The 18,109-nt window shown below is 61.4% G+C and carries 11 protein-coding genes; 7 read left to right on the forward strand and 4 right to left on the reverse strand.

Annotated features, from left to right (window positions below; genetic code table 11):
• The first annotated feature begins 224 nt into the window (after nt 1–224).
• The 7 genes from wecB to KW840_RS25645 all read left to right on the forward strand — a co-directional run bounded on the left by wecB (nt 225) and on the right by KW840_RS25645 (nt 10,978).
• On the forward strand, nt 225–1,376 hold the full coding sequence (gene wecB / locus KW840_RS25615) for a non-hydrolyzing UDP-N-acetylglucosamine 2-epimerase (protein ID WP_057714588.1): 1,152 nt from the start codon (nt 225–227) through the stop codon (nt 1,374–1,376).
• On the forward strand, nt 1,373–3,547 hold the full coding sequence (gene nrfB, locus KW840_RS25620; protein WP_218498189.1) for a cyclic di-3',5'-guanylate-activated glycosyltransferase NrfB: 2,175 nt from the start codon (nt 1,373–1,375) through the stop codon (nt 3,545–3,547). The genes wecB and nrfB overlap by 4 nt, the downstream gene beginning before the upstream one ends.
• Nucleotides 3,544–6,708 carry a tetratricopeptide repeat protein gene (locus tag KW840_RS25625; protein ID WP_218498190.1) on the forward strand — a complete coding sequence of 1,055 codons (3,165 nt, stop codon included), beginning with the start codon at nt 3,544–3,546 and terminating at the stop codon, nt 6,706–6,708. The genes nrfB and KW840_RS25625 overlap by 4 nt, the downstream gene beginning before the upstream one ends.
• Nucleotides 6,708–7,586: a DUF4434 family protein gene (locus tag KW840_RS25630; RefSeq protein ID WP_218498191.1), complete on the forward strand. Its 879-nt coding sequence runs from the start codon at nt 6,708–6,710 to the stop codon at nt 7,584–7,586. Before KW840_RS25625 ends, KW840_RS25630 begins: the two co-directional genes overlap by 1 nt.
• Complete coding sequence (locus KW840_RS25635; RefSeq protein WP_057714580.1) at nt 7,570–8,646, forward strand: diguanylate cyclase; 1,077 nt, start codon at nt 7,570–7,572, stop codon at nt 8,644–8,646. Before KW840_RS25630 ends, KW840_RS25635 begins: the two co-directional genes overlap by 17 nt.
• Before the next feature lie 186 nt (nt 8,647–8,832).
• Nucleotides 8,833–9,561, forward strand: a complete 729-nt coding sequence (locus tag KW840_RS25640) for a hypothetical protein (protein ID WP_218498192.1) — start codon at nt 8,833–8,835, stop codon at nt 9,559–9,561.
• A gap of 193 nt (nt 9,562–9,754) precedes the next feature.
• The gene (locus tag KW840_RS25645; RefSeq protein ID WP_218498193.1) at nt 9,755–10,978 is read left to right on the forward strand and encodes an NADH:flavin oxidoreductase/NADH oxidase family protein; all 1,224 of its coding nucleotides are present in this window, start codon (nt 9,755–9,757) and stop codon (nt 10,976–10,978) included.
• 362 nt (nt 10,979–11,340) lie between these two features.
• Here the strand turns inward: KW840_RS25645 and KW840_RS25650 are convergent, their stop codons facing one another.
• The 4 genes from KW840_RS25650 to cobW all read right to left on the reverse strand — a co-directional run bounded on the left by KW840_RS25650 (nt 11,341) and on the right by cobW (nt 18,079).
• Nucleotides 11,341–11,886: a VWA domain-containing protein gene (locus KW840_RS25650; protein WP_167362867.1), complete on the reverse strand. Its 546-nt coding sequence runs from the start codon at nt 11,884–11,886 to the stop codon at nt 11,341–11,343.
• A 119-nt stretch (nt 11,887–12,005) separates the two neighbouring features.
• Nucleotides 12,006–13,013 (reverse strand): ATP-binding protein, encoded by a 1,008-nt coding sequence (locus tag KW840_RS25655; RefSeq protein ID WP_057714571.1) that lies wholly within the window; start codon nt 13,011–13,013, stop codon nt 12,006–12,008.
• Between the two features lie 149 nt (nt 13,014–13,162).
• Nucleotides 13,163–17,005 carry a cobaltochelatase subunit CobN gene (gene cobN / locus KW840_RS25660; RefSeq protein WP_218498194.1) on the reverse strand — a complete coding sequence of 1,281 codons (3,843 nt, stop codon included), beginning with the start codon at nt 17,003–17,005 and terminating at the stop codon, nt 13,163–13,165.
• Nucleotides 17,006–17,008: 3 nt separating this feature from the next.
• Nucleotides 17,009–18,079 carry a cobalamin biosynthesis protein CobW gene (cobW, locus tag KW840_RS25665; protein ID WP_218498195.1) on the reverse strand — a complete coding sequence of 357 codons (1,071 nt, stop codon included), beginning with the start codon at nt 18,077–18,079 and terminating at the stop codon, nt 17,009–17,011.
• Nucleotides 18,080–18,109: the final 30 nt, after the last annotated feature.

Here is an 18,109-nt window from a genome sequence, read left to right on the forward strand (position 1 = left end):
CACAGGATGTGGAGGGAATGTGAGAGGGATTGAAATTTGTTTTGAATCAGAGGGACGGGTATCTGGTTCTCAATTGGGTGCACATGACCCCACTCGAAGCAACACCCGCGACTCAGAGCAGCTTCATTGGACAACCGCCCACCCGACTGCTTTATTCTATGTTCAGGAAATTACCGGTTTTAGCAGCCGCGACGTGTTCGGCGTGCGCGGTCCCAGGAGGGTTGATGTCATTTAAAGTCATGATGGTTTTCGGTACGCGTCCGGAGGCCATCAAGATGGCCCCCCTGGCACGGGTCCTGCGCAATTGGCCAGGTATAACCCTGAACATCTGCTCCACAGGCCAGCACCGGGAAATGCTCAAGCAGGTCCTCGACTCGTTCGAGCTGACGGTCGATGAAGACTTGCAGGTGATGACCCAGGGCCAGACCCTCAACGGTCTCTCCGAACAATTGCTGGGGCATCTCGACAAAGCCTACGAGCGGGTGCATCCGGATATCGTGCTGGTACACGGCGACACCACCACCAGCTTCATTGCCGCCCTCGCCGCCTTCAATCGCCAGATACCCATCGGCCACGTCGAGGCAGGTTTGCGTACCGGTAACTTGCGTGCACCCTGGCCTGAGGAAGCCAACCGGCACCTGACCGGTGTCATCGCCGACCTGCATTTCGCGCCGACCACCATCAGCCAGGACAACCTGCTGCGCGAAGGTGTGTCCAAGGCCAACATCGAGGTCACCGGTAACACGGTGATCGATGCGCTGGTATGGATGCGCAAACACCAACAGGAAATCCACTGGCACCCGGCCGCCGACTCGCCGCTGGCGGTGCTCGACGACAACAGGCGCATGGTGCTGATCACCGGGCATCGCCGGGAGAATTTCGGCGGCGGTTTTCGCAACATCTGCCTGGCTCTGGCCACCCTTGCCGAACGTTATCCCGATGCGCAATTCGTCTACCCGGTGCACCTCAATCCGCAGGTGCAAAAGGCGGTCTACAGCGTCCTCTCGGACAAACCCAATATCTATCTGGTGGCACCGCAGGATTACCAGCATTTCGTCTGGCTGATGGACCGCGCCTATTTCATTCTCACCGATTCCGGTGGCATCCAGGAGGAAGCACCAGCCATTGGCAAGCCGCTTCTGGTGCTGCGCGATGTCACGGAGCGGCCATCGGCGCTCGAAGGCGGAACCGTGGTGCTGGTGGGCACCGACACCGACCGCATCGTCAGGGAATCGAGCCTGTTGTTCGATGATGAAGCCACCTTCCAGCGAATGAGCCGGGTCCATAGCCCCTATGGCGACGGACACGCCAGCGAACGCATCGCCAATCGCCTCGGCATCTGGCTCAAACACCGCACGGCGGGTAAAGCCGTATGAGCCTGGTGTTTGTCGACTTCTTTGCCTATGTGTTGTTCGGTCTCAAATACCTCGCGATTACCCTGGCCCTGCTGATGTTCATACTCGGCCTCGATGACCTGTTCATCGACCTGGTGTACTGGACCCGCAAGCTGATCCGGCGCTGGCGGATCTATGAAAAATTCGACCGAGCCGATGAGCAACGGCTGTATTCCATCGGCGAAAAACCCCTGGCGATCATGGTGCCGGCGTGGAACGAAGTCGGCGTGGTTGGTGAAATGGCGCGCCTGGCCGCCTCGACCATCGACTACGAGAACTATCAGATTTTCGTCGGCACCTACCCCAACGATGCCGAGACCCAGGCCGACGTCGATGCGGTGTGCCTGCATTATCCCAACGTGCACAAAGTGGTGTGCGCCCGTCCCGGTCCTACCAGCAAGGCTGACTGCCTGAACAACGTGATCGACGCCATCCTGCGCTTTGAAAACGATGCAAAGATCCAGTTCGCCGGCTTCATCCTGCACGATGCCGAGGACGTGATTTCACCCATGGAGTTGCGCCTGTTCAACTACCTGCTGCCGGCCAAGGACCTGATCCAGATTCCGGTCTATCCCTACGCGCCGGAATGGCATGGCTTCACTGCCGGGCACTACGTCGACGAGTTCGCCGAGAACCATGGCAAGGACGTCATCGTGCGTGAAGCACTGACCGGGCAAGTGCCCAGCGCCGGGGTCGGCACCTGTTTCAGCCGTAAGGCCATCAGTGCCCTGCTCGAAGACGGTGACGGTATCGCCTTCGACGTGCAGAGCCTCACCGAAGACTACGACATCGGTTTCCGCCTCAAGCAAAAAGGCATGAAGTGCATCTTTGCCCGTTATTCGGTGACCGACCCGAAACTGGCACTGGAACAACCATGGGTGTTCGGCATGGACCGCGCCTTTTCCCAGGTGATCTGTGTGCGCGAGCACTTTCCCCGGGACTTGCAGTACGCGATCCGGCAGAAGTCGCGCTGGATCGTCGGCATCGTGTTCCAGGGCACCAAGAATCTGGGCTGGAGCAGCAAAGGCCTGCTCAATTATTTTCTGTGGCGCGACCGCCGTGGCCTGATTGCGTACCTGTTGAGCTTCCTGGTGAACATACTGCTGGTGGTGTTGCTGGCGATGTGGCTGGTCACCGTGATCGCGCCGACCGCCTGGCGGTTCCCGTCGATCCTCTCTGACAGCACGTTGTTGGCGGGCCTGCTGTGGCTCAATGGCTTCATGCTGCTCAACCGGCTATTCCAGCGCGGTTGGTTTGTCACCCGTTTTTACGGACTCGGCGAAGGACTGCTGTCGGCGCCCCGGATGGTGTGGAGCAATTTCGTGAATTTTTTCGCCAACGTTCGGGCGTTGCGCCAGGTGATGGAAATGGGCGATTCCCGTCGCGTCGCCTGGGACAAGACCACCCATGAGTTTCCGGCCCTGGCTGAAGCCCAGCGCACCCCGCTGGGCCATCGCCTGGTGGAAAAAGGCCTGCTGTCTGAAGATCAACTCGAAGCCGCGATCACCAACCCGGTACGCCGACGCCTGGGTCAGGAACTGCTGCTGCGCGGGCACATCGACACCACGCAACTGGTGCAGGCCCTGGCCGAACAACTGGACCTGGAATGGGCGCCACTCAATCCGTTCAAGCTCGACAAACGCCTGATCGACGCCGTGCCGCGCAAAATCGCTACACACTACGGCGTGTTGCCGGTCGCCGAGGAGAACGAAACCCTGGTGCTGGCCTCCGAAGGTCCGGTGAGCCAGGTGTCCCTGGGCGCCATCAGCCGTCAACTGAAACGCCCGGTGCGTTGCCGCCTTGCACCACAAGGCCGGGTGACGCTGGGGATCCGCTACTGGTACGCCAGCCCTCGTCAAAGCGAGGAAGTGCATCAGATGCTTGAGGTGCTTGAGCAAAATCAGGACGACGAAGACCTGATTGAGCGCGTCAGCCATCACCAAGTGTTGCTGGGCAATCTGTTGCAAGTACGCGGCATGGTGCCGCCAACCCTGTTCAATCAGGCGCTGATCGATTTCGATGCGGAAAAAATGTCTCTCGGTGAACACTTGATTGAACGCGGCATGATCACACAGGAAATCCTCGAGCAGGCCCTGGTCGATCAGACGAGCGAGCAGCACGCAGCGTACTGCATTGCCCGGGAGGCCGCATGAAGCCTGTCCATCGTCAGACCTTGATGGCCGGTAGCCTGTTGCTCTGCCTGAACACCACGGCGTGGGTGCAAGCCGAACCCTTGACCGATTTCGATCAGTTCCGCAGTTACCCCTATATGGACCGCAGTTACCGCGAAGCGAAAAACGGCAACTGGAAGGAAGTCGAACGGCTGATGCGCCACCTGCTGAGCAAAGTGCCGCAAAACGATGAAGCACGGGCGTTACTGGTGCAATCGCTGGTCAAGCAGCAACGCTACGAAGATGCCCTGCAAGCGCTGCCGGATACCCCGTCCAACAGCGATAGCCTGCTCAACCTGCGCCTGGCCTGGATCGAACAGGATCCGCCGGACAGAAAACAGGTGGAGCAATGGATAGCCTCCAGCAATCTGGAGCATCGCGTGCGCCTGTGGCAGGCCTACAGCGCGAGCCTGGCCAAGCGCGGCGGCGCGGCCTCGGCCCATGACTGGCTGGCGCAACTGCCACCCAAGGGTGATGAGCAAGCGCTGCAACAGGCCCGGGCCAACTGGTCCGAGCAACTGCGCGATTGGGATGGCACCATCAAGGAACTGGCGCCACTGGCCGCTAACCAACAACTCGATGCCCAAAGCTGGCAACGCCTGGCCAACGCCTACGTGCAACGCCTCGACGAGCAATCCTTGCAGCAACTGCTGCAAACAGCGCCAAGCCCGGAAGCCGCGCGCAAGACCCGGCTGGCCATGGTCGACCGGGCGATTGCCATGGGCCAGGTCCAGCAGGCGCAGCGCTGGATGCAATCGCTGCCGCCTGCCGATCTTGCCGACCCGGCGCAACGCCAGCGTCTGTGGGAACTGGCGCGGCAAACCGGCGACAGCGCCACGGTACAACGCTTGAGTGGTGAGTTGCAGCGGCCATGCCTGGAGACCGCCGACTGGCTGTCGCGTCGTGATCCGCAAGCTGCGCTGAGCCAATTGAAAAGTTGCCAACCCGAAGAAAACCCGCAGGCCTGGCTGGTCCTCGCCCAGCGCCTGCAAGCCACCGACCTGCTGCAAACGACCCGTCTACCGGAGCCTTGGGACACGCGACGCCGCGAACACCTGCTCGACGTCTGGCAGGAGGAAGGCCGCAGCGACAAAGTCATGGCCTACCTCGCCAGCCAGCCGCAGACCGCCGACGTGGTCAAACGCCGCGCTGAACTGCTCCAGGCATCGGATCACGATACCGAAGCGGCGGCATTCTGGGAGCGGCATTACCAGCAGACCGGCAACCTCGATTCGCTCAACCAGGCTACCTACCTGGCGCTGAATGCCGGCCATCGTGAACATGCGCAACAGTTGCTCGAGAGCGCCTTCGACCGCCACGGCGGCAAGCTGCCGACGCCCCTGCTGCAAAGGTTGGCGGGGTTGTATGCCGCGTCGACACCGACCGCGGCACAACAGCAACGCATTGTTTCGCTGCTCAAGCGCGTCGACCCCGCCACTCGCGGGCAACTGCTGGCGCAACTGGCGGAAAACGGCCAGTGCGGCGCGGTTCAACAGGCCATCGGTGATCTCCCGCAAGCTGCGGGCGACTACCGCGCCCTCGGCCGTTGTGCAATGCCCGAGCGCCCCGGCGAAGCAGTGGTGTATTACCAGACCGCCGAAAAAATGGGTGACCAGAACACTCGCCTGCCACTCGCCTACGCCCTGGAGGCGGCCGGAGACTCGGCCGGTGCCCTGGCCATCTGGCGCAGCATTCCAGATGCCGAACTCAGCGACAATGCCCGCCTCACCGCCAGCCGCGGCGCCCTGAATATCGGCGACACGCAAACAGCTGAACGCTACTGGCAACTAAGCCGCACCCGTGGTGCCAATGAGTGGACCTTGGGCGCGGCGATTGCCGATGCCCAGGGCGATCACACCCTCGCGCTGCAACGCCAGCGGTCCGCCCTGCAGCTGGTACCGGATGCCGAGCATTACTATGCGGCCTCGGTCACGGCGCAAAAGGCCGGCGACCTGCAACAAAGTACCGAATGGCTTGCCGAAGCGGCGCGCCGCGAACCGGACAATCCCCGTTATCGGGCCGACTACGGCGTGCGCCTGGCCGGTGCCGAGACCAAGGCAGCACGCGCCGGTTCCATCCCGTATCTGCAACGCGCCACCCAGGATTTCCCGGAAGACTATCGCCTCGGCGAAACCCTGGCCTGGCGTTATGACGAGGTCGAAGACAGCGCTTCGGCGCGCAAGGAACTGCGCCGGGTGATCGATCTGGAGCAGAACCCGGTGGCCGCCGATGACGAGGATGGCAGCATGGAAGCGCGCCGCTATCGCCAGCGTCGCGCCCACGAAAGCCTGTCCCGTCGCGACACAGTCACCATCGCCAGCACCTGGTCACCGGCCGGGATATCGACCAACGACATCCTGCGTCCCGACGACAGCATCGGCACACAGCGACGCTCCAGTTCACAGAACGTGCAACTGGCCATGTGGGACCACGCACTGGGCGATGAACCCAGCCGCGCCGGCAGCACGCTGTCGGTCTATGGCCGCGTGTTGCTTGGCGGCGTGGGCAGGTCGAGCTATGCCGAATCCCTGGGTACCGGCGTCGGCCTGCGCTACAAGCCCTGGGGCACCGCCAACATCAACTTCTATGGCGAGATCTACAAACAAAGCCAGTTCGATGACCAGGACAACCATGGCCTGAGCCTCGGCCAGATGCTGGTCCCCGACAAGGTGTCCGATCAGGCCGAGGATCACCGCAATGATGGCCACACCACCACCGACTACCTGCTGCGGACAACCGCGTCGTTCCTTGATCAGGGTCGATTCCGCAACGATTGGCGGGTCGATGAAAGCGACTGGGAGGAGCGCTTCCTCTACCTCGACGCGGCGTGGTGGACCAAGGCCGGCGACCATCAATGGTTGTCGCGCTTCCAGCAAGGGCACACCTGGAAACTTCCGTTCAACGGCGCACAAACGATCATGCCGTACGGCTTTCTCGAATTCGCTACCCAGGACCCGAGCAACGACTGGCGCCAGGATCTGCGCACCGGTCTGGGCCTGCGTTGGCAATGGTGGTTCGACGACGATGTCTACAACGCCTATCGCGCGCACTTGACGGTGCGCACCGAGTATCAACAAGCGTTGGGTGGCAATCTGTATGAAGGCGGCAACGGCGTGCTGGTGGGCGTGGAGTTGAATTTCTGATGAAGCGACTTCTTTTGGCTTTGTGCCTGTTGCTGGGCGCCGCGGCGACCCATGCCGACGAACGGATTTTCTATCAACCGCTCAATGTCGATGCCAACCTGAGCCAGGCGCAATGGCAGCGGATCTGGCAGGACAGCGCCCGCCAGGGCGTGCACACGGTGATCGTACAGTGGACGGCCTACGGCGATTCGGACTTCGGCGGTGCCGACGGCTGGCTTGCCCGCAGCCTGAAACAGGCCCAGGCCCAAGGCCTGAAACTGGTGCTGGGCCTGTACATGGACCCGGCCTATTACCAGCGTATCAATGAGCTTGACAGTGCCGGGCTGGCAACGTACTGGCAGACGCAACTGGGGCAGTCGCTGGCCCGGCAGCAGAAACTGCGCAAGGACTGGAAACTCCCCGTCAGCGGCTGGTATCTGCCCATGGAACTGGATGACCTGCACTTTCTGGCGCTGGATCGCCGACAAAGATTGCAACGCCAGCTCAAGGATTTTTCCGGCAAGCTCGACGCACCATTGCACATCAGCGTGTTCAACGTCGGCAAACTCGCGCCACAAGTGAATGGCCAATGGCTGGGGGAATTGGCGAACGCCGGAATCCAGGTGTGGTGGCAAGACGGTGCCGGCACCGGACGCTTGCCACCATTGATTCGCAATGGCTACGCCAATGCGCTGCCCTGCTCCATCGGCATCGTCAGGGAAGCCTTCCGGCAAGTCAGCGCTGCCGGACAACCCTTCCGTGCCGAACCGATGCCGCCACAAACCTCTTCACCGGGTTGCCACCCGACATCGGTTTTCTCCCTGCGCTACCGACCCTGGGGCAAGGTGATTCTCGACAACCAGCACAAGGGCAAGGTCGGCGATGTACAAAACCATTGAAGACGAAGTGCTGAAAAAATCGGCGCCGGCTGAGCTCAAGGCCGAGTTCCTCCAACATGAATTCGATCGGCTGCACACATTTTGCGTACTGATCTACATCGCCAGCATCGTGGTCTGGGTTGCTTACGACCTGATCCTGAGTTTCATCGGCGGGCAGCCATTCACCTGGCGCTCGCTGGTGTTCTTCGGGGTCTTCACGATTCTTGTCATCATTCTGCTGTTTATCCGCGACGCCCGGCACTTCCAGAAACTCAACCTGCTGTTTGTGCTCACCATTGCCTTCGGCACGCGGCTGCTCATCGAAGGCCTGGGAAACGACCACCAACCGGCCTGGCTGTTGCTGGCGGCTTCGGCCACCCTGTTCACAGCCTCGGTGTTGCCGCTGAGCCGCTGGTCATTCTTTGCCGCGCAGTTGGTGACCTGGTGGTTTCTCAATCCCTTCTACAACACCGGTATCGAACAGTTTGAACTGGGGGGCGTGATGGCCCTCAGTTACACGACATTTATCTGCGGCCTGACCCTCTACAGCTTCCTGACGCTGCACAAGGCCAAGCTCAACAACTTCATCATGTCCAGGCTGCTGCTGGACCAGGCCTACATCGACACCCTCACCGAAATCCCCAATCGCCGTTCGTTCATGACCCGCGCAAGCCTGCAGTTGAACAGCGTGCCCCGGGAAAACGACCACTACCTGGCGATGATCGACATCGACAACTTCAAGAAGGTCAACGACGTCTACGGCCACGACATTGGCGATGAGGTGCTCAAGCGCATCGCGCAGGACATCAAGTCGGTGACGGCCCACCACGAATATGCGCGATTGGGTGGCGAGGAGTTCGCGATTTACCTGGCCGGGGTTAGCCGCGAAGACGTCGAGACGCTGGCCGGCGACCTGTGTCGAGTGGTACGCGAGCAACCCACTCGACACCCGGTGACCATCAGTATCGGCCTGGCCCGGGTGCTCGACGGTGACACACTGAACCAGGCGCTGATCAAGGCCGATGCGGCCTTGTATGAGTCAAAACATACCGGGAAGGATCGCTACACATTTCATCAATAAAGCTATCTATCCCACCTACTGCAAAGCGCCTCCTCATCGCTAACCGAGCGATGTGTGCCATCGAAAAAAGATCTGTTTAAACCCGACCAATCTGCTTGCTACTGTCAAATATGACAGTAGACGCTTCTGAGTAGGCAAGGAAATACTGGCGCCGCATCTGACTATCGAAACCAAAGGGGATCGAACATGAATACGGCGAGAACTTTATTTGTTTGCGCGACGCTGGGGATGGGTTTAACGGGTTGTAATATTGATCCGGACGCGACTGTTTCCACGGTCAGCGAAGAGTGCAGCAGCTTGGTCAATGGAAAGTACATCGGCCAGAATGGCCCTGAAGTTTGCATCACGACACCGCTTTCAAAAAGTGCCACATCCATCTCGGGCACGATCGTTGGGACCACGGCTACAGGCCCGTTCATGGTAACGGCGAAAACCAGCGATGACGTCATTTTGAAGCAGCTATCCACGCTGTCTAACGGTAACTTCACGATGTCACAATTGAATCTGCAAAACCTGCCAGGCAAGGGCATTTCATTTTCGGTTGTGGTAACGGGTGTAAGTTCACCGCCCACCAAACTGGTAGTCGGCCAGGAGCCACCGTCAAAATGTTCACAAGGAGCTCCGGGCTATCCGTTATGTGGCACTTATCCCGGCGCGATCTTTTTTCCAATCAAAACCTCCGTTACCACCATTTTCTCTGTTTCACCTGGGGAATTTTATACTGGGGCTACCTTGCTCCCGTCTTTCATGGGTTTAAGTACAACCCGCTGGAGGCCAGACCGATACATCAGCTTCTTACGAAACGTTTCTGCTCCCATAAAGCCGGGAGAGGAGCAAACCGTTTTTGCGACTATCGATAACACTGAGTCTTTTGCCTACCCTGTCACTCAAACTGTTTTGCCCGCTCAACAGTAAAAATCCCCCTTCGGGCCGGGCCTGGAGGGTGTCGATCCAGCCCGGCAACTGCGCCTTGCCATGGGTCATCCGAGATGCGGTCAACCCGCTCAACTGCGCCAATTCACCGATCTTCATTGCGGGCCCATTTATCTGCTTGACATTAAAGTTAACTTTAAGGTTAGCCTCTGCTCATCACTACGAGGAGCCAAGCATGTCGCCCTTTCAAGCGTTGAATTTGCCCAACGGCCAGACCATCGGCAATCGCATTGCCAAAGCCGCGATGGAAGAGAACCTCGCCAATACCGATCAAGTACCCGACAAGGCCCTGCTTCGTCTGTATCAGGCCTGGGCCGAGGGCGGGGCCGGCTTGTTGCTGACCGGCAATGTAATGATCGACCGTCGCGCCATGACCGGTCCCGGCGGAGTAGCGCTGGAAGACGAGCGCCACCTGGAGCGCTTCCGCCAGTGGGCCAGCGCTGGTCGGGCCGGCGGTGCGCATTTCTGGGTGCAGCTCAACCATCCTGGCCGCCAGACCATGGCCAACCTTGGCCAACAAGCTCTGGCGCCGTCGGCGGTTGCGCTGGATCTGGGCCCGTTCTCGAGGATGTTCGCCGAACCCAAACCCATGAACGCGGACGACATCGAGGAGGTGATCCGACGTTTCGCCACCAGCGCCGCACTGGCCGAGAAAGCCGGTTTTACCGGCGTGCAAATCCACGCCGCCCACGGCTACCTGATCAGCCAGTTCCTTTCGCCGCTGACCAATCGGCGCACCGATCAATGGGGCGGATCCCTGGAAAATCGTGCGCGACTGCTGTTGTCCGTCGTCGAGGCGGTTCGCCAAGCGGTGTCGCCGCAATTTTGTGTGTCGGTAAAACTCAACTCAGCAGATTTCCAGCGCGGTGGTTTCGATGCCGATGATGCACGGCAAGTGATCCAGTGGCTCAACGAACAACCGATCGACCTGCTGGAACTCTCCGGTGGCAGTTACGAAGCACCTGCCATGCAAGGCGAGGCGCGCGACGGCCGAACCCTGGCGCGGGAGGCGTACTTTCTGGAAATGGCCGGCGAACTGGCCAGCGTGGCGCGGATGCCGGTGATGGTGACTGGCGGGATCCGGCGTCTGGCAATCGTCGAACAGGTCCTCGACAGCGGCCTTGCCATGGCCGGCATCGGCACCGCGCTCGCTGTGGAACCACACCTGGTCAAGCACTGGCGCGAAGGCCAGGACAGCCATCCGCAACTGCCGCCGATCCGCTGGAAACGCAAGCCCTTGACGGCGCTGGCGAGCATGGCGGTGGTCAAATTCCAGCTGCATCGCTTGAGCCGTGGACGCAAAACCCGGCCTGAAGTCTCGGCGTTGTGGGCGTTGATTCTCGACCGGTTGTACATTGGCAAGCGCACCCGGCAGTATCGGCAGGCGATGGGCAAGTAATCCGAAATTGATGTTGACTGACCCTCCGCTTTCGCGAGCAAGCTCGCTCCCACAGGGATCATTCGGTGTTCACAGACTTTGTGCTCACCCGGACCAATGTGGGAGTAATCCGAAATTGATGTTGACTGACCCTCCGCCTTCGCGAGCAAGCTCGCTCCCACAGGGATCATTCGGTGTTCACAGACTTTGTGTTCACCCGGACCAATGTGGGAGTAATCCGAAATTGATGTTGACTGACCCTCCGCTTTCGCGAGCAAGCTCGCTCCCACAGGGATCATTCGGTGTTCACAGACTTTGTGTTCACCCGGACCTATGTGGGAGCGAGCTTGCTCGCGATGAGGCCCGTGCAGACAAAGTAAACTTCAGCCAGGAAGCAGCTCGTCAATGTGCCGATACTCGGCCTGCAACTGCGTCGCCAACACCCTGCTGCGCCCGAGCCGGATCGGCCCGCGCTCGATGTCGATCAGCACCCCCGGGCACTCCAGCACGGGCAACAACGGCCAGTCCTTCAGCCGTCCATCGGTCACCAGCAACAACCGCTGCTGCTCTGCCGGAAAACGCTTTTGCCGTGCACCAAGCCATCGCCCCGCTTCGCCCAACGCGGCCAGCAACGGCGTGCCGCCCCCGGCGCCAAGGCCATCGAGCCAATGGCGCAACCCGGTCGAGGCCTTCAATCCCTGCACCTGCCACTTCGGTGTAGCACCGCTGGCTGTGAGCAGCGCCAGACGCGCACGCTGGCGATAGGCATCGTCGAACAACTGCGCCAGCAAGCCCTTGGCATCGCTCAATGCCTGATGACGGCGGGTCGATGCAGAGGCATCAACGATCACCAGCCACAGTTCGTGGGGCGAGCGAGTGCGCAGCTGAAACAACAGGTCGTCGCGCTGACGCGGTCGGCCATTGAGCAATGTGCCAGGCCAGTTGACCGAGCCGCTACGGGCCGTATGACGCTTACCCTGTTTGCCGTGGTCCAGCCGCCCGGCTCGGGGTCTGGCATTCGCCCCCGCATCGGAGCGTGGGCGAATGCCTAGGGCTTTTTTGGCCAGCTCGGCACTTCACGTCGTGCACCGACCGCCAGCGCCTGGGCAGGCAACTCGCCCCACTGGCCCTGCCCTTCGCCCGGGTTGGCGTGCTGCGGCACCGAGTGTTGCGTCGCCTGGGATGACTGAGGCGTCGGTGCGCAATGTTCGCGACGGCGATGGCGCAAGGCGAACTCGGCGACTGCGTCGATATCTTCCTCGGCGATGGCGTTCGCCCCGCGCCAGGCAGCGTGAGCCCGGGCAGCGCGCAGCCAGACCAGATCGGCGCGCAAACCATCGACGCCAGCGGCGAAACAACGTTCGGTGATGTGTGCCAGCGCCTGGTCGTCGAGGGGAATGCTTGCCAGTGCATTGCGTGCGTTCTGGCAACGGTCACGCAGAGTCGCCTGTGCGGATTCCCATTCGGCGCAGAAACCTTGCGGGTCGGCGTCGAAATCCAAGCGACGACGGATGATCTGACCGCGCTCGACCGGCGCGGTGTGACCACCGAGGGCGACGTTCAAACCGAAACGGTCAAGCAATTGCGGACGCAGTTCTCCCTCTTCCGGGTTCATGGTGCCAATCAGCACGAATTTTGCCGAATGCCTATGGGAAATGCCGTCACGCTCCACCAGATTGGTGCCGCTGGCGGCTACATCGAGCAGCAGGTCAACGAGATGATCGGACAACAGATTGACCTCGTCGACATAGAGCACGCCACCGTCAGCCTTGGCCAGTACGCCGGGGGAAAACTGTGCGCGACCTTCGCCCAGTGCCGCATCGAGATCGAGGGTGCCGACCAGCCGCTCCTCAGTGGCGCCCAGCGGCAAGGTGACGAACTGACCGCTGGCCAGCAGATCCGCCAGACCGCGGGCCAGCGTCGACTTGGCCATGCCCCGCGGGCCTTCGATCAGGACGCCGCCGATTTTCGGGTCGATGGCGGTCAGGCACAGGGCCAGCTTCAAATCGTCGGCGCCGACCACGGCGCAGAGCGGGAAATGCGGGGTGTCGGTCATTGTTCTATCTCGGTCATGGTCGGTGATCTCACAGGCGCCCCAATCCCTGTGGGAGCGAGCTTGCTCGCGATGGCGGAATGTCAGGCAACATTTTTGTCGACTGAACGCATGTCATCGCGAGCAAGCTCGCTCCCACAGGTTTAAGTGCGTCAGCCATCTTCTTCTATATCCAGCAACAGATTCTCCAGCGCCTCGCGGTACTCGCCGGGCTCCTTCCACATTCCCCGTTGTTGCGCCTCGAGCATGCGCTCGGTCATGTCGCGCAAGGCATGGGGATTGTGTTCGCGGACAAAATCCCGGGTGCCCGGATCGAGCAAATAGGCATCGGCCAGCAACGCGTACTGGTGATCGTCGATCAATTGCGTGGTGGCGTCGAAGGCGAAAAGGTTGTCGACCGTCGCAGCCATTTCGAACGCACCTTTGTAGCCGTGACGTTTAACGCCTTCAAGCCACTTCGGGTTGGCCGCCCGGGAGCGGATCACCCGGTTCAGCTCTTCCTTCAAGGTGCGAATCTTCGGCAGATCCGGCTGGCTGTGGTCGCCATGATAGCTGGCCGCCGCCTCGCCTTTCAGGCTTTCCACCGCCGCGAGCATGCCGCCCTGGAACTGGTAGTAATCGTTGGAGTCGAGCAGATCGTGCTCGCGGTTATCCTGGTTTTGCAGCACCGCCTGTACCTGGCTCAGGCGCTGGCTGAACTGTTCGCGGGCGGCGGTGCCTTCGTCGGAACCGCCGTAAGCGTAGCCACCCCAGTTGAGGTAGACCTCGGCCAGGTCCTCGCGGCTCTGCCACAGGCGACCGTCGATGGCGCCCTGCACACCCGCGCCGTAGGCACCGGGTTTGGCCCCGAATATCCGCCAGCCGGCCTGACGTCGCGCTGCGTCTTCATCGAGCCCCGCCTGCAGCAAGGCTGCACGCTCGGCGCGTACCTTGGCCGCCAACGGGTTCAGGTCGTCCGGCTCATCGAGATCGGCCACCGCTTGCACCGCCGCGTCGAACAAACGAATCAGATTGGCGAAGGCATCACGGAAGAAACCGGACACACGCAAGGTCACGTCCACCCGCGGGCGGTCGAGCAAACTCAACGGCAGAATCTCGAAATCATCGACCCGCTGGCTACCGGTGGCCCAGACCGGGCGCACGCCCATCAGCGCCATCGCCTGGGCGATGTCATCGCCACCGGTGCGCATGGTTGCGGTACCCCACACCGACAAGCCGAGCTGGCGCAAATGATCGCCGTGGTCTTGCAGGTGCCGTTCGAGAATCAGGTTGGCCGACTGGAACCCGATGCGCCACGCCGTGGTGGTCGGCAGGTTGCGTACATCCACCGAATAGAAGTTGCGCCCGGTGGGCAGCACGTCAAGACGACCACGACTGGGCGCGCCGCTGGGACCGGCCGGGACGAAGCGACCGCCAAGCGCGTCGAGCAATCCGCGCATTTCCGCCGGACCGCAGGCGTCCAGCCTTGGTGCGACCACTTCGCGCAGGCTGTCGAGGATGGCTTGCACCTCAGACCAACCCGCCTCCTGTAGGAGCGAGCCTGCTCGCGATGGTGTGTCAGCCACATTGGTGTCGACTGACACACCATCGCGAGCAAGCTCGCTCCCACAGTGGTCAGCTAATGCCTGCGAAATCAGTTGTGTGGCGAACAGTTCGAGGCGTTCGCGGGTATCGCCGGTGGTGCGCCACAGTTCAGTGCTGATCAACGACAAGGCATTCGGTCGTGGTCCAATCCACGGCTCGGCCAAGGCGCAATCAAGCGGATCGAATCCTAGTCCGAAGGCCTTGGCCAGCGCCCGCGGCAGACTCGACTGCGCACCCCGGCCATCGCCCCGTGGAATGCGCAACAGCGCCAGCAAGGTATCGATGCGCAATCGCCCGGTGGGCGATTCGCCGAACACATGCAGGCCGTCACGGATCTGCGACTCCTTCAAGTCGCACAGGTAAGTGTCGAGCCGCGGCAACCAGATCGCCGCGTCGGCATCGCTGTCGAGTTGTTCGTCCAGTTGCAGTTCACGGTCGATGTGGGTGTCACGCACCAGTTGCAGGATGTCGCGCTGCAACTCTCGGGCGCGGCGCGGATCGAGCAGCTGCGCTTCGTAATATTCGTCGGCCAACAGCTCGAGGTTACGCAGCGGGCCGTAGGTTTCGGCGCGAGTCAGCGGTGGCATCAGGTGATCGATGATCACCGCCTGGGTACGCCGCTTGGCCTGGGCGCCCTCGCCCGGGTCGTTGACGATGAACGGATAGACGTTCGGCAGCGGCCCGAGCAAAGCGTCTGGCCAGCAATGTTCCGACAGCCCCACGCCCTTGCCCGGCAGCCATTCGAGGTTGCCGTGCTTGCCGACGTGGATCACGCCGTGGGCGCCATAGGTGTTGCGCAGCCAGAAGTAAAACGCCAGGTAACCGTGGGGCGGTACCAGGTCCGGGTCGTGATACACCGCGCTCGGGTCGACCTGATAACCCCGGGCCGGCTGAATGCCGACGAAGGTCAGGCCAAAACGCAGGCCGGCGATCATCATCCGCCCGCTGCGATACATCGGGTCGCTTTCCGGCGCACCCCAACGTTCGAGCACCGCCGCGCGATTGGCTTCAGGCAGGGCGTTGAACATCACTAGATAATCATCCATGCCCAGGCTTTGCTGGCACGGACGCAGGTCAAGGGTCTCGAGGTCGTTGCTGACGCCGCCCAGTAACTGCTGGATCAGCGCGGTGCCGCTGTCTGGTAACTCAGCCGGTAATGGATAACCTTCGGCATGCAACGCCCGCAGGATATTCAGCGCCGCTGCCGGGGTATCGAGGCCGACGCCATTGCCGATGCGACCGTCGCGGGTCGGGTAGTTGGCGAGAATCAAGGCAATACGTTTTTCAGCATTGGGCACCCGCGCCAGATCGATCCAGCACCGCGCCAGTTCGGCAACGAAATCCATGCGTTCCGGCTGCGGCCGGTAGCAGACCACATCCGACTGGCTACGCTCACTCCGCCACGCCAGGTCCTTGAAGCTGATCGGACGGCTGATGATGCGCCCGTCCAGTTCCGGCAAGGCAATGTGCATCGCCAGATCACGCGGGCCAAGGCCCTGTTCACTGGCGCGCCATCCCGGTTCGTTGTCCTGGGCACAAATGGCCTGGATCACCGGGATATTGCGGCGAAACGGGCGCAGATGAGGTGCTTCCGGACTGGATTGAGCGAAGCCAGTGGTGTTCAGAATCACTGAAGCTTCGACTTCATCCAGCCAGTCCTCGACCACCGAGAGGCAGCCGGGCTCTTTCAGGCTGGCCAGCGCAATCGGCAACGGATTCAACCCCGCTGCCTGCAAACGTTGGCAAAAAACATCAATGAACGCGGTGTTCGCCGCCTGCAAATGCGAGCGGTAAAACAGCACCGCCGCCACGGGTTGATCGGCGTGCCAGTCGGCCTGCCAGTCGCTCAGTGCGGCAGAATGTTTGTGCGGATGGTAAATCGCCGTGCGCGGCAGGGTTTGCGGCTCACCCCAGGTGTAATCACGCGCCAGCCAGCGGTTGGCCAGGCAGCGGAAGAAGTCGAGGGCGTTGCCCATGCCGCCCTGGCGCAGAAACTGCCAGAGCCGGTCGCGATCCTCGGCACCGACGGTGCTCAAGTCGCTGAGCTCCGGGTCCGGGCGATCATCACCCGGCACCAGAATCAGCTGCACGCCGCGCTGCGACAGCTCGACCAGACGCTCGATGCCATAACGCCAATAGGCGATGCCGCCGTGCAGCGAGATCAGAATGACCTTGGCGTGGCGCAAGACTTCATCGACGTACAGGTCAACCGAGGCATGGTTCTGCACCTGCATCGGATTGGCCAGGCGCACGCTCGGGTAATCGTCGGGCAACTGCTGCGCCGCTTCGGCGAGCAGCGCCAGGCTGGAATCGCCGCTGCACAGGACCACTAGCTCGGCAGGAGTTTGTCCAAGGTCGGCAATGTTGTCATCCGACACAAAACCGCCGGCCTGGGTCCTGAGCAGGTGCATGGCTTACACGCTGAGCGCGGCGCGCAATTGCGCTTCGAGAACAGTGGCGTCCAGTTCCTGGCCGATCAGCACCAGACGGGTGACTCGCGTTTCTTCGACGCCCCACTGGCGGTCGAAATGCTTGTCAAAACGCGTACCCACGCCCTGGATCAGCAGGCGCATCGGCTTGTTCGGAATCGCCGCAAACCCCTTGACGCGCAGGATGCCGTGCTGGACCACCAACTGGGTCAGCGCGTCCAGCAGCAGGCTTTCGTCGGCTTGCGGCAGTTCGATGGAGATCGAATCGAAGGCGTCGTGATCGTGGTCATCATGATCGTCGTCGCCATCGTGATGATGGTCGTGGTGGCTGTGGCGGCTGTCGATGTGTTCTTCGGAGCCGACACCCAGGCCGATCAGCACGTCCAGCGGCAGGCGACCACTGCTGGCTTCGATGATTTTCACCGCTGGCGGCAACTCTTCGGCGACTTCCAGGCGCACACGGGCCAGGTCCGTCGGGTTGATCAGGTCGGTTTTGTTGAGGATCACCAGGTCAGCGCTGGCCAATTGGTCGGCGAACAGTTCGTGCAGCGGCGATTCGTGGTCCAGGTTCGGGTCGAGTTTGCGCTGGGCGTCGACCTGATCCGGGAACGCGGCGAAGGTGCCGGCGGCCACGGCCGGGCTGTCGACCACGGTGATGACCGCATCCACCGTGCAGGCACTGCGGATTTCCGGCCACTGGAAGGCCTGCACCAGCGGCTTGGGCAATGCCAGACCGGACGTTTCGATGAGAATGTGGTCCAGATCGCCGCGACGGGCCACCAGTTCGCGCATCACCGGGAAGAATTCTTCCTGGACGGTGCAGCACAGGCAGCCGTTGGCCAGTTCATAGACACGGCCGTTGGCTTCTTCTTCGGTACAACCGATGGAGCATTGCTTGAGGATTTCGCCGTCGATGCCCAACTCGCCAAATTCGTTGACGATCACCGCGATGCGGCGACCCTGGGCGTTGTCGAGCATGTGGCGCAGCAGCGTGGTTTTACCCGAGCCGAGAAAGCCTGTAACGATGGTGACGGGGAGTTTGGCCAGTGTTTTCATCGGATGCCCTATGGCTAAGCTGGCGGGCAT

Source organism: Pseudomonas sp. PDM30 (genome assembly GCF_019218985.1).
GTDB lineage: Bacteria > Pseudomonadota > Gammaproteobacteria > Pseudomonadales > Pseudomonadaceae > Aquipseudomonas > Aquipseudomonas jessenii.